This is a genomic window from Streptomyces sp. NPDC000410, assembly GCF_040300305.1.
In the GTDB taxonomy this organism is placed as follows: domain Bacteria; phylum Actinomycetota; class Actinomycetes; order Streptomycetales; family Streptomycetaceae; genus Streptomyces.
This window is the reverse complement of record NZ_JBEPDM010000011.1, coordinates 98,526-117,053: the sequence shown is the minus strand read 5'-3', so window position 1 is coordinate 117,053 and position 18,528 is coordinate 98,526. Positions and strand designations below refer to the sequence as shown.

17 protein-coding genes are annotated in these 18,528 nt (G+C 73.0%); 11 read left to right on the top strand and 6 right to left on the bottom strand.

Translation table 11 applies throughout. The features are described 5' to 3' along the window. Positions 1 to 61: 61 nt before the first annotated feature. From ABT342_RS15340 to ABT342_RS15330, 3 genes are all read right to left on the bottom strand, one after another. Complete coding sequence (locus ABT342_RS15340) at positions 62 to 682, bottom strand: SMI1/KNR4 family protein (protein WP_351572680.1); 621 nt, start codon at positions 680 to 682, stop codon at positions 62 to 64. A gap of 82 nt (positions 683 to 764) precedes the next feature. Beyond that, a complete protein-coding gene (locus ABT342_RS15335) occupies positions 765 to 2,360 on the bottom strand; it encodes an ATP-binding cassette domain-containing protein (RefSeq protein ID WP_351572677.1) in 1,596 nt (531 codons plus the stop codon). A 44-nt stretch (positions 2,361 to 2,404) separates the two neighbouring features. Beyond that, complete coding sequence (locus ABT342_RS15330; protein WP_351572675.1) at positions 2,405 to 3,082, bottom strand: AIM24 family protein; 678 nt, start codon at positions 3,080 to 3,082, stop codon at positions 2,405 to 2,407. Positions 3,083 to 3,153: 71 nt separating this feature from the next. Here ABT342_RS15330 and ABT342_RS15325 point away from each other — a divergent pair, with 71 nt between their 5' ends. The 5 genes from ABT342_RS15325 (at position 3,154) to ABT342_RS15305 (ending at position 8,424) form a co-directional block, all read left to right on the top strand. Beyond that, on the top strand, positions 3,154 to 3,975 hold the full coding sequence (locus ABT342_RS15325; protein ID WP_351572672.1) for an aminoacyl-tRNA hydrolase: 822 nt from the start codon (positions 3,154 to 3,156) through the stop codon (positions 3,973 to 3,975). A gap of 124 nt (positions 3,976 to 4,099) precedes the next feature. After that, a complete protein-coding gene (locus ABT342_RS15320) occupies positions 4,100 to 4,876 on the top strand; it encodes a DUF4142 domain-containing protein (RefSeq protein ID WP_351572829.1) in 777 nt (258 codons plus the stop codon). 156 nt (positions 4,877 to 5,032) lie between these two features. Further along, entirely contained in the window at positions 5,033 to 6,472 is a 1,440-nt protein-coding gene (locus tag ABT342_RS15315; protein WP_351572670.1) for an MbnB/TglH/ChrH family RiPP precursor modification enzyme, read from the top strand. A gap of 5 nt (positions 6,473 to 6,477) precedes the next feature. Further along, positions 6,478 to 7,494, top strand: a complete 1,017-nt coding sequence (locus tag ABT342_RS15310) for a TIGR04222 domain-containing membrane protein (protein WP_351572668.1) — start codon at positions 6,478 to 6,480, stop codon at positions 7,492 to 7,494. 123 nt (positions 7,495 to 7,617) lie between these two features. Next, positions 7,618 to 8,424 (top strand): TIGR04222 domain-containing membrane protein, encoded by an 807-nt coding sequence (locus ABT342_RS15305; RefSeq protein ID WP_351572665.1) that lies wholly within the window; start codon positions 7,618 to 7,620, stop codon positions 8,422 to 8,424. Positions 8,425 to 8,682: 258 nt separating this feature from the next. Here the strand turns inward: ABT342_RS15305 and hemQ are convergent, their stop codons facing one another. After that, positions 8,683 to 9,396, bottom strand: coding sequence for a hydrogen peroxide-dependent heme synthase (gene hemQ, locus ABT342_RS15300; protein WP_351572662.1), 714 nt, complete (start codon positions 9,394 to 9,396; stop codon positions 8,683 to 8,685). A gap of 4 nt (positions 9,397 to 9,400) precedes the next feature. Further along, complete coding sequence (gene hemG / locus ABT342_RS15295) at positions 9,401 to 10,864, bottom strand: protoporphyrinogen oxidase (protein ID WP_351572660.1); 1,464 nt, start codon at positions 10,862 to 10,864, stop codon at positions 9,401 to 9,403. Between the two features lie 140 nt (positions 10,865 to 11,004). Between hemG and ABT342_RS15290 the strand changes: the two genes are divergently transcribed. The 3 genes from ABT342_RS15290 (at position 11,005) to ABT342_RS15280 (ending at position 13,996) form a co-directional block, all read left to right on the top strand. Next, complete coding sequence (locus ABT342_RS15290; protein ID WP_351572657.1) at positions 11,005 to 11,931, top strand: DUF4349 domain-containing protein; 927 nt, start codon at positions 11,005 to 11,007, stop codon at positions 11,929 to 11,931. A 28-nt stretch (positions 11,932 to 11,959) separates the two neighbouring features. Continuing rightward, the gene (locus ABT342_RS15285) at positions 11,960 to 13,330 is read left to right on the top strand and encodes an FAD-dependent oxidoreductase (RefSeq protein ID WP_351572654.1); all 1,371 of its coding nucleotides are present in this window, start codon (positions 11,960 to 11,962) and stop codon (positions 13,328 to 13,330) included. 111 nt (positions 13,331 to 13,441) lie between these two features. Beyond that, positions 13,442 to 13,996: a hypothetical protein gene (locus ABT342_RS15280; RefSeq protein ID WP_351572652.1), complete on the top strand. Its 555-nt coding sequence runs from the start codon at positions 13,442 to 13,444 to the stop codon at positions 13,994 to 13,996. Positions 13,997 to 14,070: 74 nt separating this feature from the next. On the opposite strand, the gene hemE is transcribed toward ABT342_RS15280, so the two are convergent. Beyond that, positions 14,071 to 15,135 carry a uroporphyrinogen decarboxylase gene (gene hemE / locus ABT342_RS15275; protein WP_351572649.1) on the bottom strand — a complete coding sequence of 355 codons (1,065 nt, stop codon included), beginning with the start codon at positions 15,133 to 15,135 and terminating at the stop codon, positions 14,071 to 14,073. A 91-nt stretch (positions 15,136 to 15,226) separates the two neighbouring features. Between hemE and ABT342_RS15270 the strand changes: the two genes are divergently transcribed. The 3 genes from ABT342_RS15270 to ABT342_RS15260 all read left to right on the top strand — a co-directional run bounded on the left by ABT342_RS15270 (position 15,227) and on the right by ABT342_RS15260 (position 18,336). Then, positions 15,227 to 15,922 (top strand): DUF3000 domain-containing protein, encoded by a 696-nt coding sequence (locus ABT342_RS15270; protein WP_351572647.1) that lies wholly within the window; start codon positions 15,227 to 15,229, stop codon positions 15,920 to 15,922. A gap of 398 nt (positions 15,923 to 16,320) precedes the next feature. Further along, positions 16,321 to 16,983 carry a LuxR C-terminal-related transcriptional regulator gene (locus ABT342_RS15265; RefSeq protein ID WP_351572645.1) on the top strand — a complete coding sequence of 221 codons (663 nt, stop codon included), beginning with the start codon at positions 16,321 to 16,323 and terminating at the stop codon, positions 16,981 to 16,983. Between the two features lie 78 nt (positions 16,984 to 17,061). Next, complete coding sequence (locus tag ABT342_RS15260) at positions 17,062 to 18,336, top strand: HRDC domain-containing protein (RefSeq protein ID WP_351572642.1); 1,275 nt, start codon at positions 17,062 to 17,064, stop codon at positions 18,334 to 18,336. Positions 18,337 to 18,528 lie beyond the last annotated feature (192 nt).

The window sequence follows — 18,528 nt, the reverse complement described above, 5'->3', positions numbered from 1 at the left end:
CAGTTCCGACTCCGCTCCACCGCTGATTTTCGTTCTGCCCGGTTCCCGTACGGCATATGCCTTATGCCGTATGCCTTCCGCCGAACGTGCCTGCGTAGGGGTCGGGTTCACCGGTCATGGGGTCAAGGCCCGAGTGGAATCTTGCCTCCTGCACCCGGTGGTGGACGAAGGTTCCCACCCGCCCCCACAGCGACAGGTCACTGAGCGGACACTCGTCGAACTCGGCGGTCATCAGCCTGCGGAGGAACTCGGCCATGCCGCATTCGAAGAGCGCCCAATGTGGTGATCCGTGCCGACGCCAGACCACCACCGGCCACTCGTCCGGATCCGGGCCGGTCATCAGCCAGCCCAGCTCGTTCGCATTGCATCCGCTTCCCCAGGGCAGCACGTGGTCCGCGCTCAGCGGGTGCCCCGGAACGCCGCCGTCCCTGTCCCACCGGTCGCGCAGGTCCTCGGTGTGCCCGGATATCGATCCCGCCCAGCCCTTGCCGCTCGGCAGGGGCGGCATGATGCCCAGGTCATCGATGGAGCCGCCACCGTAGACAGCCATGAACTCCCGGTAGTCGCAGGGCAGCGAGGTGCCCAGGTGCGCTTCGACCGCTGTCCAGTCGACGTGCTCGTCCGCACCGTGGTCGTTGGGCAGGATGCGAAGCAGCGCGTCGACATCGGCTCGGTCGGCCATCTCTCCTCCTGGTTTTCCGGGTACGGCGCACCGTATCGGGACGCACTGACATTCAGCGCTCCCCCCGCTTCCCCCGCTTCCCCTAGTCGTCGCTCATCCGGCACACCCCGGCCGCGACCGCCGCCGCGAGCAGCACCGCCGCCGCCAGCGGGCCCACCGGATGGTGGACGACCCCGGTACCGGACCCGGTGACCAGCCCCCGCACCGCGGCCTGGGCGGGGGAGCCGGTGGTGACCAGCGCCAGCAGCGTGGCGAGCGCCGTCGCGGCGATCGACCAGCCGCGGCCGCGCAGCAGCGGGCGCGTGCACAGTGCCCCGACCGCGGCCCCGGTCAGCACGCACACCACGGCGGCGAGCAGCCCGGCGCCCGCCGCCGGCAGAAGCGGGACCTCCACCCGCTGATCACCGCTCATGGGCTTGCTGATCAGCGCCACCACGGCGGTGCCCACGGCCCCGAGGGCCACCGCCCATCCCGTGGCCGCCGCCAGGGCGGCGAGATACGCGCGCGGCCGCCCGGTCACCGCCGCCGCGATGCCGCGCGTCGCGGCGGGCTCCTGGTTGGCACAGACCCGGACCAGCCAGGCGGTGACGGGCAGCAGTGCGGCGGCGGCGTAACCGAGCGAGTCGAGGACGGGCTGCCCGGACTGGACGCCGACGGCGAGGAAGGCGGCGTAGAGGAGGACGGGGGCGAGCCAGCGCTGGGAGCGCAGGAGGAGATCGGACTGGTAGCGCAGGAGCGGGATGCCCGGGGGCGCGGCGCGGTCGTCGCGCCCGCGGCGGGCCGTGTCTGGTCCGCCGCGCCGGGGCTCCGCCCGGGGCACCGGTGCCGGGGGGTTGTGGGCAACGCCCTCCGTGGCAGGCGGCGCCACCGCCCGTACGTGCCACGGCGGGTGGGCCAGCAGCAGCGCGCGCAGCACCGCGCCCGACTCCGCGACCGGGACCGTGAGCGCGAGGCCGCCGTCGGGGGCGGGCTCGGGGAGCGGGAGGTCGTCGGGCAGCGCGGCTCCGGGCAGCGGGGGTACGGCCTCGATGCGTACCTCGGGGCGCGGTACGGCCACGGGCACGTGGCCGGGCCCGGAGACGGGCACGGGCACGGAGACGGGCACGGGCACGGAGACGGGCACGGGCACCACGCCGGTGCCCTCGACCCGGTGCACGGCGTCGACCGAGCCCGCCAGCCGGCGCGGATCGTGATCGACGAAGACGACGCTCCCCCCGGCCGCCACCCGCTCCCGCACGGCCAGGTCCAGCTCCGCGCGGGCCTCCGCGTCGAGGCCGGTCCAGGCCTCGTCCAGCACCAGCAGCTCGGGGTCGGCGAGCAGCGCCTGGGCGACGGCGACCTTCTGGCTGGTCCCCTTGGACAGCTCGGTCAGCGGCGTACGGGCGTACTCCCCCGCCCCGAACCGCTCCAGCCAGTCCCGGGCACCGCGCTCGGCGGCCCCTCGGCCGAGCCCGTGGACGCGGCCGAGGTGGACGAGATAGCCGGTCGCCGTGAACGGCAACGCGGCCGGGAACCGTTCGGGCACGTACGCCGTGCGCGGCCGCCCCGTGACGCGCCCCTCGCTCGGCGCGTCGATCCCGGCGAGCAGTCGCATCAGCGTGGACTTTCCGGTGCCGTTGCCGCCCTCGATCCGGATCAGGGTGCGCGCGGGCACTTCGAGGCCCACCCCACGCAGCACCCACGGTCCGCGAAGGCCGTAACGGCGGCCTACTTCGGTGAGCTTCAGTTCGCCGACGCCTTCTGCGGGGTGGCCTCGCTGGGCCGGACGATGACGAACCCCTCGCCCTGGAGCATCAGTTGCACGGCCTCGCCGGATCCGCCGCGGATCATCGAGCCGATGGACTGCGAGCGGTGCAGCGACGTGTTCAGCTGGGCGCTCCAGCCGACGACCGCGTCGGTGTCGACGTACACGGGCTGCTGCCCGGTGACGGGGATGACGATCGGGCTGCCCTCGCAGATGACGCCGAGCTTGCCGTATCCGGTGAAGAGGCTGTTGAAGAGGCCGCCGCCGGTCATTCCGGCGCCCTTCACGGTCTTGATCTCGTACGACAGGGTCGGGTCGAAGCAGAGGACGTTACGGCCGTTGATGGTGAGCGCGTCGCCCTGCTCGATGTCGACGATGAAGCAGTTCGCGGCCTCGTGCGCGAACCAGGCCTCGCCCTGCCCGCGTACGGCCATGAGCGGCAGGCCCTCGCCGGTGACGGCGCGCTTCAGCATGCCGCCTATGCCCTGGCCCTTGCGTTCGAACTGAAGATTGCCGCGGAAGGCGATCATGGCGCCCTGTCGTGCGAACATCTCCCCGTTGACGGCGTACTTGATCGACTTGGCGTTCTGCAGGGTCATTCCGGGTGCGGTGGCCTGCTGCGCCATGTGCTCGGTGGCAAAGAGATCGCTCTTCATGCGGGGCATGGTCGCCCGGAGGGATCTGTTCCGCCAACATCCTCAAGTAGGAGCTTTGGCAGACTGTCCGGGTGAACAGCCAAGACAGCCCCTCCAGCTCCTCCCGCCCCTCCAGTTCCTCCAGTTCCTCCAGTTCCTCCAGTTCCTCCAGTTCCTTCAGTTCCTCCGGCAGCGACGGGGACGCGGCCCCGCAGTTCGTCCTCCCCCTCGTGGTCCGTATCGAGAAGGCCGACCCGCCGACCCGTACCGACGCCCTGGAGACCGCGGCCCGCGCGGTGCTGGTGATGCTCTCCGACGAACGTTCGCTCGGCGACGGCGAGTGGGCGCAGGCCATGCGGGACTGGCAGGACGCCCGGATCCGCAAGGTGGTGCGGCGGGCGCGCGGCGCGGAGTGGCGCAAGGCGTCGGAGCTTCCCGGCATCACGGTGACGGGCGGGTCGGCGGAGGTGCGGGTGTTCCCGCCGGTGCCACTCGACGGCTGGCCCAAGGCGCTGGCGAAGCTCCAGGTGTCGGGGACGGAGCTGGAGGACCCCGATGAAGATCCCGGGGAGGGGCTGCGGGGTGCGGACGGGCTGGAGAACGCCTGGCTCTATCTCAACCCCGAGCTGCACATGTCCACGGGCAAGGAGATGGCGCAGGTCGGCCACGGGGCGCAGTTGCTGTGGTGGGCCATGGACGAGCAGGAGCGCAAGGTGTGGCGGGAGGCCGGTTTCCCGCTGAAGGTACGCACCGCGCGCGCCGAGATCTGGGCGGAGATGACCACCAGCGGACTCCCGACGGTCCGCGACGCGGGCTTCACGGAGATCGCACCGGGCTCGTGCACCGTGGTCGGCGACTTTCCCATCTGGGAAGCGCTGGGGCTGCCGTGGGAGGAACGGGACGACACCGACTAGCGCGCGTCGGCTGAACAGAACCGGGCCCCGATACGTACCTCCCAATACTGCCAAGTAGGTTGAACCACCGGTTCGGTGCCGGTTGATTCTGCGGTACGCACAAACGGCTCGGGAGGCACACTTGTTGCGGCGCATCAACGGGACAGCACTCATCATCGCGGCCCTGGTCGTCACGGTCGGCGCGCTCGCGTTCCCCGTCTGGTCCTACGCCGACCGCTCCGGGACCGGGCAGGCGAACCTCAACGCCTCCAGCGTGGCCACGCAGTGGGGCCCGCTGTCCGCGACGGACCGCGACTTCCTGGTGAAGGTACGGCTGGCCGGGCTGTGGGAACTGCCCGCCGGCCAGCAGGCGATCGAACGCGCGCCGAGCCAGGCGATCAAGGACGCGGGCGACCATCTCGTGGTCGGGCACACGGACCTGGACGAGCGGGCGCGCAACGTGGCGGCGAAGCTGTCGGTGGAGCTGCCGAACCAGCCCACCGAGCAGCAGCAGGGCTGGCTGCGGGAGTTGTCGGCGGCGAGCGGACGCGAGTACGAGTGGAAGTTCGCGAACCTCCTGCGGATGGCGCACGGCAAGGTGTTCGCGCTGATCGCCCAGGTCCGGCACACGACCCGCAACACGCTGATACGGCAGCTGGCGAGCGACGCCAACCAGACCGTGCTGGACCACATCACCATGCTGGAGGGCACCGGCATGGTCGACTTCGACGCGATCGCCAACGACGCGGCGGGCCTGGCGACGGCGAGCCCGACGGGTCCGCCGCCGCCGAACGGCAATCTGCCCCCGGCGCCGTCGCCCGCGGGGCCGACGGGGCAGGACCAGTCGTTCACGTCCCGGCCGTCGACACAGCCCGGCCCGCCGACGGCGATCAACACCGACCGCCCGGCGGTCAGCCCCTAGATCGCGTCGTCGATCGCCCTCCCCCGGAGGGGCTGCCCTCCGGGGCTGTCCTCCGGAACCTCAAATCAACCTCTGAACGTCCCCTCCTCTGGATTCAGCAGGGTCCGGCGGGGCCATGACCCCTGCACACTCACAGAGGGCAGAGGAGGGGGACCCATGAAGAGACTCGACAGGCTCGGCACCGGTATCGGCTGGCGCCCGGAGATCGCGGAGACGGTGGAGGGGCTGCCGGGCCTCGACTGGGTCGAGGTCGTCGCGGAGAACATCTGTCCCGGCCACCTCCCCGACTCGCTGCTGCGGCTCCGGGAGCGCGGGGTCACCGTGATTCCGCACGGTGTCTCGCTGGGCCTCGGCGGGGCCGACCTTCCCGACGCGGCGCGGCTGGCGGCCCTCGCCGAGCGCGCCGAGGCGCTGGGCGCTCCGCTGGTCACCGAGCACATCGCCTTCGTCCGGGCCGGTGGCCCGCTCACCGCGTCCGCGCGGCTGGAGGCCGGTCATCTGCTGCCGGTCCCCCGCACGCGCGACGCGCTGGACGTGCTCTGCGAGAACGTCCGGATCGCGCAGGACGCCCTGCCCGTGCCGCTCGCACTGGAGAACATCGCCGCACTGGTCTCCTGGCCGGGCGATGAGCTGACGGAGGGCCAGTTCCTCGCGGAGCTGGTCGAGCGGACGGGCGTCCGCCTGCTCATCGACGTCGCGAACCTGCACACCAACCACATCAACCGCGGCGAGGACCCGCTGACCGCCCTCGACGAACTGCCCGTCGAGGCCATCGCGTACGTGCATGTCGCGGGCGGCCTGGAGCGCGACGGCGTCTGGCACGACACCCACGCCCATCCGGTGCCCCCGGCGGTCCTGGACATCCTCGCGGAACTCCGCGCCCGCACGGATCCGCCGGGCGTCCTCCTGGAGCGCGACGACGACTTCCCGCCGGCGGCCGAACTGGCCGCGGAACTGGCCGCGATCCGGGCGACACCGGCCACGTCAGCCGCGGCCCGGACCACACCCACCACGCCGGCCACGCCCCGGACGACACCCACCACATCGGCCACGGCCCGGACGATACCCACCACGTCGCCCACGACCCCGGCGGCCGCCCCCTCGACGGCGTCGGGCGTGCTGTCCGGCGTGGGTACGGTCGCTGTCCTGGCCCCGGTCGTCCCGCCGCGCGCGGCGGAGCGCACCGGCCCGGCGCGGCAGCGGATCGCCGTCGCGCAGGGGGCGTTGCTGGCGGCGCTGGTCGCGGGGGGACCCGTGCCGGAGGGCTTCGACGGGAAGCGGCTCAAGGTGCAGAGCCGGGCGCTGGCCGCGAAGCGGGCGGGCGTGGTGGCCAAGGTGGCTCCGGAGCTGCCGGAGATCCTCGGTGACCGCTACCGGGCCGCGTTCCTCGCGTACGCCGCCACCCGGCCCATGCGCGACGGCTACCGCAGGGACGCGCTCGATTTCGCCGAGCAGCTGCTGATCGCCGGGCGGCCGGAGGACGACCTCGCCCGGCGGCGGCTCACGCACTGGTGGCAGGACCGGGCAGGGGCCCGGCCGCCACGACGTTCTGTCCGATTCATCCGGGCGGCCCGTGCCGCCCTCGTCAGGAGGTGACTGCCATGTACACAATGCTGAACGTACTCGCCGTGCTGGTGACGATCGCCGCGGCCGTCTCCTCGACGCTGCTGATATCCGGCCTGGCCGCCGCTCGCCGCTCCGGCCCGCGCGGCTCCGTCCACGACCTCATGGAGGTCGCGTTCCTGAACGGCGGGCCCGCCCGCGTCGTCGACTCGGCGCTCGCCGCGATGACAGAGAACGGCCGGCTCGCGGTCGGCGGCCCCGGCATCGTCTCCGTACAGCGGCCCGAGGCCCACGACCCCGTCGAGCGGGCCGTGCTCCAGGAGGCCGCCGCCGCACCCAACGGGGCCCTGCACCACCTGCGGCTCGCCGTGATGCGCAGCCCCGCCGTGCAGGAGATCGGCGACGGGCTCGCGGCGCGCGGGCTGATGATCCCGCCCGGGGCTCTACGCCCGTGGCGCCGGCGGGCCATCGCCCAGGCGGTCTGCTCCGCGCTGCTGCTGCCGGTCTCGATCGTGCTGACGGTCGTGCAGTACACGGTGGGCGAGGATGCGGAATGGAGCATCCCGTTCATCGTGAAGATCCTGCCGGCCGCCTTCGCGGGCCTGCTCGTAGGGCTCATCTGCATGGCGAACGCGAGAGCCAGGGTCACCGGGGCGGGCAAGCGGGCAGTCGCCAGGTACCGCGCCGCGTACGCGCACGCATCCGGCGCGGGCCCTCTCGTGGCGCTGGGCGGGCTGCGTGCCCTGCCCGACCCGGTGCTCTACGGACAACTCGTCGCGGCCTCCGGGATGGTACGTACCGGCCAGGCGCGGACCACCTCCACCAGCGACTCGTCCTCCACCCACGCCCCGGCCCTGGTCGTGGTGTGGTGCGCCTCGTCGGAGCCCGGCTCCGACGGATCCGGCGGCGGTGGCTGCGGGGGCGCGAGCGGAAGTGACGGAGGCGGCGGCGGCAGTAGCTGCGGGAGCTCGTCCGGCGGTGGATCCAGCTGCGGCTCCAGCTCCGGCGGAGGCGGATCCAGCTGTGGCGGAGGGGGCTGCGGCGGAGGCAGCTAGTGCTGCGGATCGGGCCGGCCCGGCGGGAGCCTGGAGACAGGCCCTGAGGGCCGGCCGGCCGCCGTACGTCCGGATCGTGAAAACCCCGTGGCGCGGGATCGTGAACTCGCGTAGAACACCGGCATGTTCTGGGTCCCCCTCCTGCTCGTCGCCTGGGCCGCGGCCGGCCTCAGCTGCGCCCGGCTCTGTCTCGCCGCCGCCGACGCCGCCCGCGAAGACGCCGCCCGCGAAGACGACGCCCACCGCCTCCATGAGCGTGCGCACGAGCGCGAACTGAGCCTCTACGAAGCCGCCTTCCTCGCCGGCGGGCCGCACCGGGTGGCCGAGCTGACGATGATCGCCATGCACCGCGGGCGGCGGCTGCTGCTCGCGCACACCGGGTGGGCCACGGTCGTCGACCCGGAGGGCGCGGACGACCTGGAGCGTTCGGTGATCGGTGCGATCGGCCCGCAGGGCCAGTCCCGAATAGCCGCGCTACGGCACGCGGCGGCCGACGCCGACACCGTACGGGCGCTGGCGGACCGGCTCGTCGTGGCCGGGCTCGCCGTTCCCGACGCGGCGCGTGCGGGGGTCGCCACGGCGGTGCGGGGCGTACGGGCCGCGACGGCGCTCAATGTGGCGCTCGCGGCCGCGGCGCTGCTGATGCTCCCGCAGGAGCAGAGCCCGCCGGGGCCCGTCGCCGCGTGGTTCGCGCTCCCGCTCGTGCTTACCCTGGGCTGTCTCGTCATCGCCCGGATCGAGGTGTATCCGTACACCCGCTGGGCCTCCCCCGCGGGCCAGCGGCTGCTGCGCCGGATGTCCCGGGAATCAGAGGGCGGGGAGCGGGCGGTGCTGACCGCCGTCGCCGTGTGCGGCGTGAGCGCGCTGGACGACCCGGCGCTGCGCGCGGCCCTAGGGGACGGCCGCATGACGCCGACGCGGAGCCGCTGAAGAACGCCGGCGCTGCACCGCGGCCCTCGGGACGGCCGCATGACGCCGGACCGAAGCCGCTGAAGGACGCCGGCGCTGCGCCGCGTCACGCGCGGACGGCCGCATGACGCCGGAGCGGAACCTGAAGGACGCCGGTGCGGCGCGCGTCACGCGCGCCGCACCCGCAGCCGGACCCGGTGTCGCTGGACCAGCGGGCGGTCGGGCGTGTGCCGCCGTCCGCTGTCTGATCTTCCGGGTCAATGGGTGGCGAACCCGCCGTCAGGCGAGTCCGGCCACCAGGTCCGCAACGCTCTTGCGACGCCCCGTGTAGAACGGGACCTCTTCGCGGACGTGCATCCGGGCCTCGGAGGCACGGAGATGACGCATCAGGTCGACGATGCGGTACAGCTCGTCCGCCTCGAAGGCCAGCAGCCACTCGTAGTCACCGAGCGAGAACGACGCGACCGTGTTGGCGCGCACGTCCGGGTAGCCGCGGGCCATCTTGCCGTGGTCCGCGAGCATGCGGCGGCGGTCCTCGTCGGGCAGCAGGTACCAGTCGTACGAGCGCACGAAGGGGTAGACGGAGACGTAGTTGCGCGGCGTCTCGTCGGCGAGGAAGGCCGGGATGTGCGACTTGTTGAACTCGGCGGGGCGGTGCAGCGCCATGTTCGACCACACCGGCTCCAGCGCGCGGCCCAGCCTCGTGCGGCGGAAGAGGTTGTACGCCTCCTGGAGCTCGTCCGCGGTCTCGGCGTGCCACCAGATCATCAGGTCGGCGTCGGCACGCAGGCCGGACACGTCGTACGTACCGCGGACGGTGACGTCCTTGGCCGCGAGCTGGTCGAACAGCTCCTGAACCTCGTCGGCATAACCGGCGCGGTTCTCGGGCAGGACGTCGCGCAGCTTGAAGACGGACCACAGGGTGTAGCGGATGACCTCGTTGAGGTCCTTCGCCTTCTTACCGGCGTTCGGGATCTTTTCGGGCGCACTCATACGGCTATTCTCGCCCGTCACGGACAGTGCCCCGCACCAGGGGTGCCGTGGCGATGATCTCGTCCGCCGCGCGCTGTCCGCTGCCGACGCAGGCGGGGATGCCCACGCCGTCGTACGCCGCCCCGCAGACGCGCAGTCCGGGCAGCTTGGCCACCGCGTCCCGGACGCGGGCGACCCGGGCGAGATGCCCGACCGGGTACTGCGGCAGGCCGCCGATCCACCGGGTCACCTCGCTCGCGACGGGCCGGGCCGTGAGTCCGGTGGCCTCGCCGAGATCGCTCAGGGACACGTCCACGAGCTCGGAGTCCTCGCGGTGGAGGTGCTCCTCCTCGCCGTAGCGGCCGACGGAGGTGCGCAGCAGGACCAGGTCCGGTGCGGCGTCCGACACCCAGGACCACTTCTGGGCGGAGAAGGTGGAGGCCTTGATCGTGCGGCCGTCGACGGGCGGGACGAGGAAGCCGGAGCCCTCGGGCAGCCGCCCGGCCAGATCGGCGCGGCGGAAGGCGAGGGTGACCAGGGCCATCGACGCGTACTCGACGCCGCCGAGCTCGGCGGACGCGGCCGGCGACTCGGCGGCGAGCAGCTCGGAGGAGGCCCAGGCGGGGGTGGCGAGGACGACGGCGTCAGCGAGGAGCGACCGGCCGTCGGCGAGGACGATCCGCCACGCGGTCGCGTCCGTGGCGGAGCCGCGGGCCGTCCGGCGCAGCTCGTTGACGGGCGCGTTCGTCAGGATCTCCCCTCCCTGGGCGCGCACCGCTTCGGCGACGGCGAGCGGCAGTGTGCCGATGCCGCCGTCGATGCCCATGAAGACGGGCCCGGTCCGTTGCTGCTCGGCGGCCCGGCGCTGGACCTCGCGGACGGCTTCGAGGAGGGAGTGGTGGGTCCGTGCGGCGTCGAAGAGGGCGGGCACGGCGGCGCGCATGGAGATGCGGTACGCGTCGCCCGCGTACACGCCTCCGAGCAGCGGCTCGACGAGCCGGTCGACGACCTCGCGGCCGAGGCGCCGCGCGACGTACGTACCGACGGCGACGTCGTCACCGATCTCGGCCGGGGGCAGGTCCCGCTCGTGGCCGATGCGGGCGAGGCCCTCGGCGGAGAGCAGCCCGGCGAGTGCCTCCGGGTTGCCGGGGACGCCCATGACATGGCCCTTGGGCATGGGGCGCAGCGCGTCGCGGGTCCACACGGACGCGGTGGTCGTGGCCGGGGGCTGGAGCCGGTCCGCGAGACCCACGGCGCGGGCGAGCTCGACGCCCTCGGGGCGGCGGGCGAGGATCGACTCGGCGCCGAGGTCGACGGGGGCGCCCGCGATCTCGCCGGCCTTGAGCTTGCCGCCGAGCCTGCCGGAGGCCTCCAGCAGGGTCACGCGCACTCCGGCGGAGAGCAGCCGGTGCGCGGCCGAGAGGCCGGCGATGCCACCGCCGATGACGACGACATGGTCCTGCTGCCCCGTACGTGTGTCCGCGTTCATGCGTCCACTCTCTCAAACCGCCTGCCCCTGGCCGTAATGAGTCCCGACCGTGACCGCTTCGGGATCGGAAAGGCGCAACCCCCACCCCGGCCCCGCACGTCGAACCGTCACCATCACCACCGATCCCTGGGGGGACCGACATGCGCGCACGGCGCCATACGTTCGTGGCAGGACTGCTCATCGCGTCACTCGCGCTCGCGGGGTGCGGCGGGGCCGACGACAGCTCGGCGCTCTCCGACAGCAAAGCGGCGGCGCCGGCGCAGGGCGGGGCGGCCGCCGACTCGGGTGAATCCGCCGCGAAGCCGGTCGACGGGTCCGAACAGGCCGGGCGGCAGGAGAGGAAGCCCGCCCCGGTTGCCGCCGGGACGCACGTCATCCGCACCGCCGAGCTGTCGGTGGAGGTCAAGAACGCCACGAAGGCCCTGGCCACGGTCCGTACGGTGGTCGAGGGCGCGGGCGGCCATGTGGCCGACGAGAGCACCGAGCGGATCGACGACGCCCATGTGACGTCCCGCATCGTGCTGCGCGTTCCGCAGGACCGTTACTCCTCGGTGCTCGCCGACCTGGCGGGCACCGGGAAGCTGCTGTCCCGCAAGGCCAAGGCGGAGGACGTCACCGCTCAGGTGGTCGACGTGGAGAGCCGGATCGCGACCCAGCGGGCGAGCGTCGCGCGGGTGCGGGCGCTGATGGACCGGGCCGTCAGGCTGAGCGATGTGGTCACGCTGGAGGGCGAGCTGAGCAACCGTCAGGCGGAGCTGGAGTCGCTCCTCGCCCAGCAGGCGTCGCTGAAGGACCGTACGACGCTGGCGACGATCACGCTGGTGCTGTCCGAACCCGACCGGGAGGAACCTGCGAAGCCCGAGGACGACGGCCCCGGGTTCCTGGACGCGCTGAAGGGCGGCTGGGACGCGCTGGTGACGACCGTCCACTGGATCGCGGTGGTGCTGGGTGCGGTGGCGCCGTTCGCGGCCGTGCTCGCGGTGCTGTACGCGGTGTGGCGGTGGCTGGTCCGGCCCCGGTTGCGGAGGCGTTCCGGCCCTCGTCCGGCGACGCCCGAGGGAGACTGAACAGCCGCCCACCCGTAGCGTGTTCCCCATGGAACGACTTGTCGTCATCGGCGGCGACGCGGCGGGCATGTCCGCCGCGTCGCAGGCCCGCAGGCTGAAGGGCCCGCGCGAGCTGGAGATCGTCGCCTTCGAGCGCTCGCACTTCACCTCGTACTCCGCGTGCGGGATCCCCTACTGGGTCGGCGGCGATGTCACGGAGCGGGACGAGCTGATCGCGCGTACGCCCGAGGAGCACCGCGAGCGGGCCATCGACGTGCGGATGCGTACGGAGGTCACAGAGCTCGACATCGCGGGGCAGCGCGTCAGGTCCCGGGATCTGGAGTCGGGCGCCGAGTCGTGGACGGGCTACGACAAGCTCGTCCTCGCGACCGGCGCCCGGCCGGTGCGGCCCGCTCTGCCCGGTATCGACGCGCACGGGGTGCACGGGGTGCAGACCCTCGACGACGGCCAGGCGCTGCTGGACACGCTGCGGCGGACCCGGGGCCGGCGGGCGGTCGTCGTCGGCGCGGGCTACATCGGGGTGGAGATGGCCGAGGCGCTGCTCAAACGTGGCTTCGAGGTCACGGTGGTCAACCGGGGTGAGCAGCCGATGGCGACCCTCGACCCGGACATGGGCGCGCTGGTGCACGGCGCGATGGACGGCATGGGGATCGCGGTCGTCAACGGCGCCGAGGTCACCAAGATCCTGACCGGTCCGGACGGGAGGGTCCGCGCGGTCGCCACCGAGCGGGCCGAGTACCCGGCGGACGTGGTGGTGCTCGGCATCGGCGTGGAGCCGGAGACGACGCTCGCGGGCGCGGCCGGGCTGCCGCTCGGGGTGTACGGGGGGCTGCTCACCGATCTCGCCATGCGGGTACGGGGGTACGAGAACGTGTGGGCGGGCGGCGACTGTGTCGAGGTGCTGGACCTGGTCTCGGGCCGCGAACGCCATATCGCGCTCGGCACGCACGCCAACAAGCACGGCCAGGTCATCGGCTCGGGCGCGGGCGGCGGCTACGCGACCTTCCCGGGCGTCGTCGGTACGGCGGTGAGCAAGGTGTGCGACCTGGAGATCGCCCGGACCGGGCTGCGCGAGAAGGACGCCCGCGAGGTGGGGCTGCGGTACGTGACCGTGACCGTCGAGGCGACGAGCCGCGCGGGCTACTTCCCGGGCGCGGCGCCGATGACGGTGAAGATGCTCGCCGAGCGCCGTACGGGCCGGTTGCTGGGCGTCCAGATCGTCGGCCGTGAGGGTGCGGCGAAGCGGGTGGACATCGCGGCGGTCGCGCTGACGGCCGGGATGACGGTGGAGCGGATGACGGCCCTGGATCTGGGGTATGCCCCGCCGTTCTCGCCCGTGTGGGATCCGGTGCTGGTGGCGGCGCGGAAGGCGGTCGGGGCGGTGCGCGAGGCGGGTTAGTTTGTACGCTTATACGCCCCTGGGGGTTCGGCGGGTGAAGTCAGGCGTCCGGCAGAGTGATCCACGCTCGGGGGCGGCGCCCGGCGGGTCCTGAGCGGTTAACAGCCACTCGTGCTCAAGAACTCACTGCGCGCCCTGTGCGCCGCCTCACTCGTCATCGCTCCTGTCCTCATGGCCTCCCCGGCCCACGCCGTCGCCGTGTGCTCGGTCAACGGGGTGTCCCAGTCCGGGACGAACATCAACGGCACGGCCGGCAACGACATCATCGTCTGTTCCGCCGTGGACGTCGGCGACACCGTCAACGCGGGTGCGGGCGACGACAGGATCATCCTCAGCGGCAACGTCGAGGGCACCGTGAACGGCGGTTCCGGCCGGGATCTGATCGTCTCCAACGGGGTGGTGTGGCCCACCGGTGTCCTCGACGGGCAGGCCGGCAACGACGTCTTCGACCTCCGCGCCAACGTGGCCGGCCAGATCCTGGGCGGCGCCGACAGCGACACGGTCCGCCTCCCGCGGCGCATCGACACCAGCGGCCTGGTGGCCGGCCAGGCCGGCAACGACGTCATCGCGGTCAACCAGAACTTCGGCACTGTCGACGGAGGTGCCGGCTTCGACGCCTGCCTGGTCAACGACAACCAGGACACCGTCATCAACTGCAACCCCTGACAGCCGTACGGGTGCCCGCCGCCGTGCCGGAGTCGGCGCGGCGGCGGGCACCCGCATGTCAGATGTCAGCCGGGTCAGCGCGCGGTGCGCGTGTGCACGTACTCCACGAGGCGGGTCAGCGCGTCCGGGTCGGTCGTCGGCAGCACGCCGTGGCCGAGGTTGAAGACGTGGCCCTCCAGCCCCGCGGCCGCGTCCAGGACCTCCTGGGTCTTGGCCTCCACGGCCTCCTGGGTGGAGAACAGGACGGCCGGGTCCAGGTTGCCCTGGAGCGCCTTGCCGGGGCCGACGCGGCGGGCGGCCTCGTCGAGCGGTACGCGCCAGTCGACGCCGACGACATCCGCGCCGGCCTCGCCCATCAGGCCGAGCAGCTCGCCGGTGCCGACGCCGAAGTGGATGCGCGGGACGCCGTATTCCGCGACCGCGTCGAAGACCTTGGCCGAGGCGGGCATCACCGAACGCCGGTAGTCGGCGGGGGCCAGCGCGCCCACCCAGGAGTCGAAGAGCTGGACGGCCGAGGCACCCGCCTCGATCTGCACCTTGAGGAACGCCGAGGTGATCTCTGCGAGCCGGTCCAGCAGGTCGGCCCACAGCTGCGGGTCGCCGTACATGAGCGCCTTGGTGTGCTCGTGGTTGCGGGACGGGCCACCCTCGACGAGGTAGCTGGCGAGGGTGAAGGGCGCACCGGCGAAGCCGATGAGCGGGGTTTCGCCGAGCTCGCCGGTGAGCATGCCGATCGCCTCGGTGACGTACGCGACGTCGTCCGGGGTCAGCTCGCGCAGCCGCGCGAGGTCCTCCCGGCGGCGGATCGGCTCGGCGACGACCGGGCCGATGCCCGGCTTGATGTCGAGGTCGATGCCGATGGCCTTGAGCGGGACGACGATGTCGCTGAAGTAGATCGCGGCGTCGACCTTGTGGCGGCGTACGGGCTGCAGCGTGATCTCGGTGACGAGCTCGGGCCGCATGCACGACTCCAGCATCGGGATGCCTTCGCGCACCTTCAGGTACTCGGGCAGTGACCGCCCCGCCTGCCTCATGAACCAGACCGGGGTGTGCGGTACGGGCTCGCGTCGGCACGCCTTCAGGAAGGCGGAATCGTACGTCTTCGTCTGCTGGCCCGAAGGGCGGCGGTTGGCACTCACGCCCAGAATCTTCGCATGTGTGCGCAAGGAGCTTGCGCGCGCAGGGTGTCCTTCCCTGCGCGGGGCGCGCGTTCCGCCTACTCTTCCCCGCATGGCTGCGGCTCAGGGACATCTCTCCGATCATTCCGACGGCACCGGGGGCGGCGCGGACAGCGCGGAGCGGAACGCCGTCCCGCGCGCGTTCCGGCTCGCTGTCGAGGCACTGGGCGCGGCGCGGCTGCGACCGGAGATCGAGGTGGATCCGACCCGCCCGCCCCAGCGCCTCGCGCCGCACGCGTACGCCCTGGAGGCGGCGGTCGTCGACGGCGAGGAGGATCTCGCGGACGGCCGTCTCGTACTGCTGCACGACCCGTCGGGCCACGAGGCCTGGAAGGGCACCTTCCGGCTGGTGACGCTGGTCCGGGCGGAGCTGGAGCCGGAGATGGCAGCGGACCCGCTGCTGCCGGAGGTGTGCTGGTCCTGGCTGACCGGGGCGCTGGAGGCGCGGGGGCTGTCGTACGAGGAACCGAGCGGGACGGTCACCCGGGCGGGGTCTCACTACTTCGGAGGACTCGCGGACCGGCGTCCCGCGACGCAGATCGAGATCCGGGCCTCGTGGACGCCCCGGGAAGGGCGGGACGGGGCGCCGGACACGGCCGCGCATCTCGCGGCCTGGTGCGATCTGCTGTGCCAGGTGGCGGGTCTGCCGCCGTCGGGTGCGGACTCCGGGGCGGGCTCGGGCACGCATACGGGTTCGGGGGCGGGTGTCGTCTCGCTGCCTCAGCGGCGGGGGCCGCAGGCGCCGTAGCGACGGGTTCTACGGGGCGGTACGGGCCGACGGGGCGGGCCGACGGGCGGCGCGGGCAGGGCAGGGCAGGGCGGTACGGGCCGACGGGCTGCGCGGGCGGGCGAGGTGGCACGGACAGGACGGGCCGCGTCGCGGGCTGTCGAGAGGGCGCGGTCCGGGGTGAGCCACGGGTTCGAGTTCATGGTTTCAGCCGTGGGTTTGCGCCATGGGTTCAGACGGGCGCACTCATAAGATGATCGATCACGCGTCCGAATTGCCGGAAATGTTACTCACCAAATCGTGATCTTTCTCTAAAGGCGGGCGGGTTTGCTGCCGAAGAGGTGGTGACCCTTCAAGCACGGTTCGCCCCGGCTTCATCCCCGAGCCGGCTCCGTCCCGCATCCTTCTCAGGAGGCCTGGTGTCCGTTCTTCTCGAGCAGCCCGCAAGCCTGGTCGCCTACCGCCCGAACAAGCCGACGGCCATGGTCGTCGTGGCCGACCCGCGCGTCCGCTCCACCGTCACCCGCCACCTGTGGGCCCTCGGAGTACGTGACGTCATCGAGGCGTCGTCCATCGCGGAGGCCCGCCCCCGCGTCGGCAACCCGCGCGACATCTGCGTGGCCGACGTCCACCTGCCCGACGGTTCCGGGCTGACCCTGCTGTCCGAGACCCGCGCGGCGGGATGGCCCAACGGTCTCGCCCTCTCCGCGGCCGACGACATCGGCGCGGTCCGCAACGCGCTGGCGGGCGGGGTCAAGGGCTATGTCGTCACCGGTACGCGCACGAACCTCGGCCACCCCACCCGCCCCGGCGCCGCCCCCATCGGCTCGGCAGCCGCCCGGATGCACCGCCGTCCCCCCGGCGCCCCGAGCCATCCGGGCGGCTACCGCGAGCTCTCCGGCCGCGAGGTGGAGGTGCTCAGGCTCGTCGCCGAGGGCCAGTCGAACAAGGCGATCGGGGTCTCGATGGGCCTGTCCGCGCTGACCGTGAAGAGCCACCTCGCCCGGATCGCGCGCAAGCTCGGCACGGGCGACCGGGCCGGGATGGTCGCGGTGGCACTGCGTACCGGAATCATCCACTGACCGCTTCGCACGAGGTACGCACCTGTCGACGGAACGTTCCGTCGACAGGTGCCTTCCGTTCACAGATACCCTTGACAGGTGACCGACGCCCAAGAGACCGCAGCCGAGCCAGACCTGCGAACCCCCGGGGGCGGCCCCCCGGACGACGTCGAACCGGCGCCGATCCCCTTGCTGGAGCCGCGCGAGGGCATTCCTCCGGTGGTATCCACCCCTGAGGCCCTCGCCTCGGTGCTGGCCGCCTTCGCCGCCGGCAGCGGCCCCGTGGCCGTGGACGCCGAGCGGGCCTCCGGCTACCGGTACGGGCAGCGGGCGTATCTCGTACAGCTGCGCCGCGAGGGCGCGGGCACCGCGCTGATCGACCCCGTCGGCTGCCCCGATCTGTCCGGGCTCGGCGAGGTACTCGCCGGCACCGAGTGGATCCTGCACGCGGCCACCCAGGACCTGCCCTGCCTGCGCGAAATAGGCATGGTGCCGAGCGCGCTGTTCGACACCGAGCTGGCCGGGCGCCTCGCGGGATTCCCCCGGGTGGGTCTGGGCGCGATGGTCGAGTCGGTCCTCGGCTACGCGCTGGAGAAGGGCCACTCGGCGGTGGACTGGTCGACCCGGCCCCTGCCGGAGCCGTGGCTGCGGTACGCGGCGCTGGACGTGGAGCTGCTCGTCGACCTGCGGGACGCGCTGGAGAAGGAGCTGGACCGGCAGGGGAAGCTGGAGTGGGCGCGGCAGGAGTTCGACGCGATCGCGTCCGCCCCGCCCGCGCCGCCGCGCAAGGATCCGTGGCGGCGTACGTCGGGCATGCACAAGGTGCGGCGGCGGCGGCAGATGGCGGTCGTCCGGGAGCTGTGGACCGCGCGCGACGGCGTGGCGCAGCGGCGGGACGTGTCGCCCGGAAAGGTGCTCGGCGACGCGGCGATCGTCGAGGCGGCGCTGGCGCTTCCGGTGAACGTGCACGCGCTGACCGCGCTGCCCGGGTTCGGGCACCGGATGGGGCGGCGACAGCTGGAGCAGTGGCAGGCGGCCGTGGACCGGGCGCGGGCGCTCCCGGACGCGGAGCTGCCGCAGCCGGGGCAGCCGGTGGCGGGACCGCCGCCGCCCCGCTCCTGGGCGGACAAGGACCCGGCGGCGGCGGCCCGGCTGTCGGCGGCCCGCGCCTCGGTCTCGGAGCTCGCGGAGCGGTTGAACCTCCCGCAGGAGAACCTGATCACTCCGGACACGGTGCGGCGTGTGTGCTGGGAGCCGCCGAAGGAGGGGACCTCCGAGGCGGTCGCGGCCGCCCTGGCGGCGCTGGGCGCCCGCGCCTGGCAGATCGAGCAGGTGACCCCCCTGCTGACCCGGGCCCTCACCGCGACGGCCTGACGCTTCCGAACGCCCCCGGCACGGTCCGGGGGCGTTGCGCGTGGGCGGGTGGGCGCGAGGGCGCCTGCGGGGGGCTTCTTTCCCCTACCGGCCCTTCCCGGAACTGGGGCTCTGCCCCAGCCCCCGTTTGCGGGGCTCCGCCCCCGGACTCCCGCTCCTCAAACGCCGGAGGGGCTCAGAATGAGCCCGTGC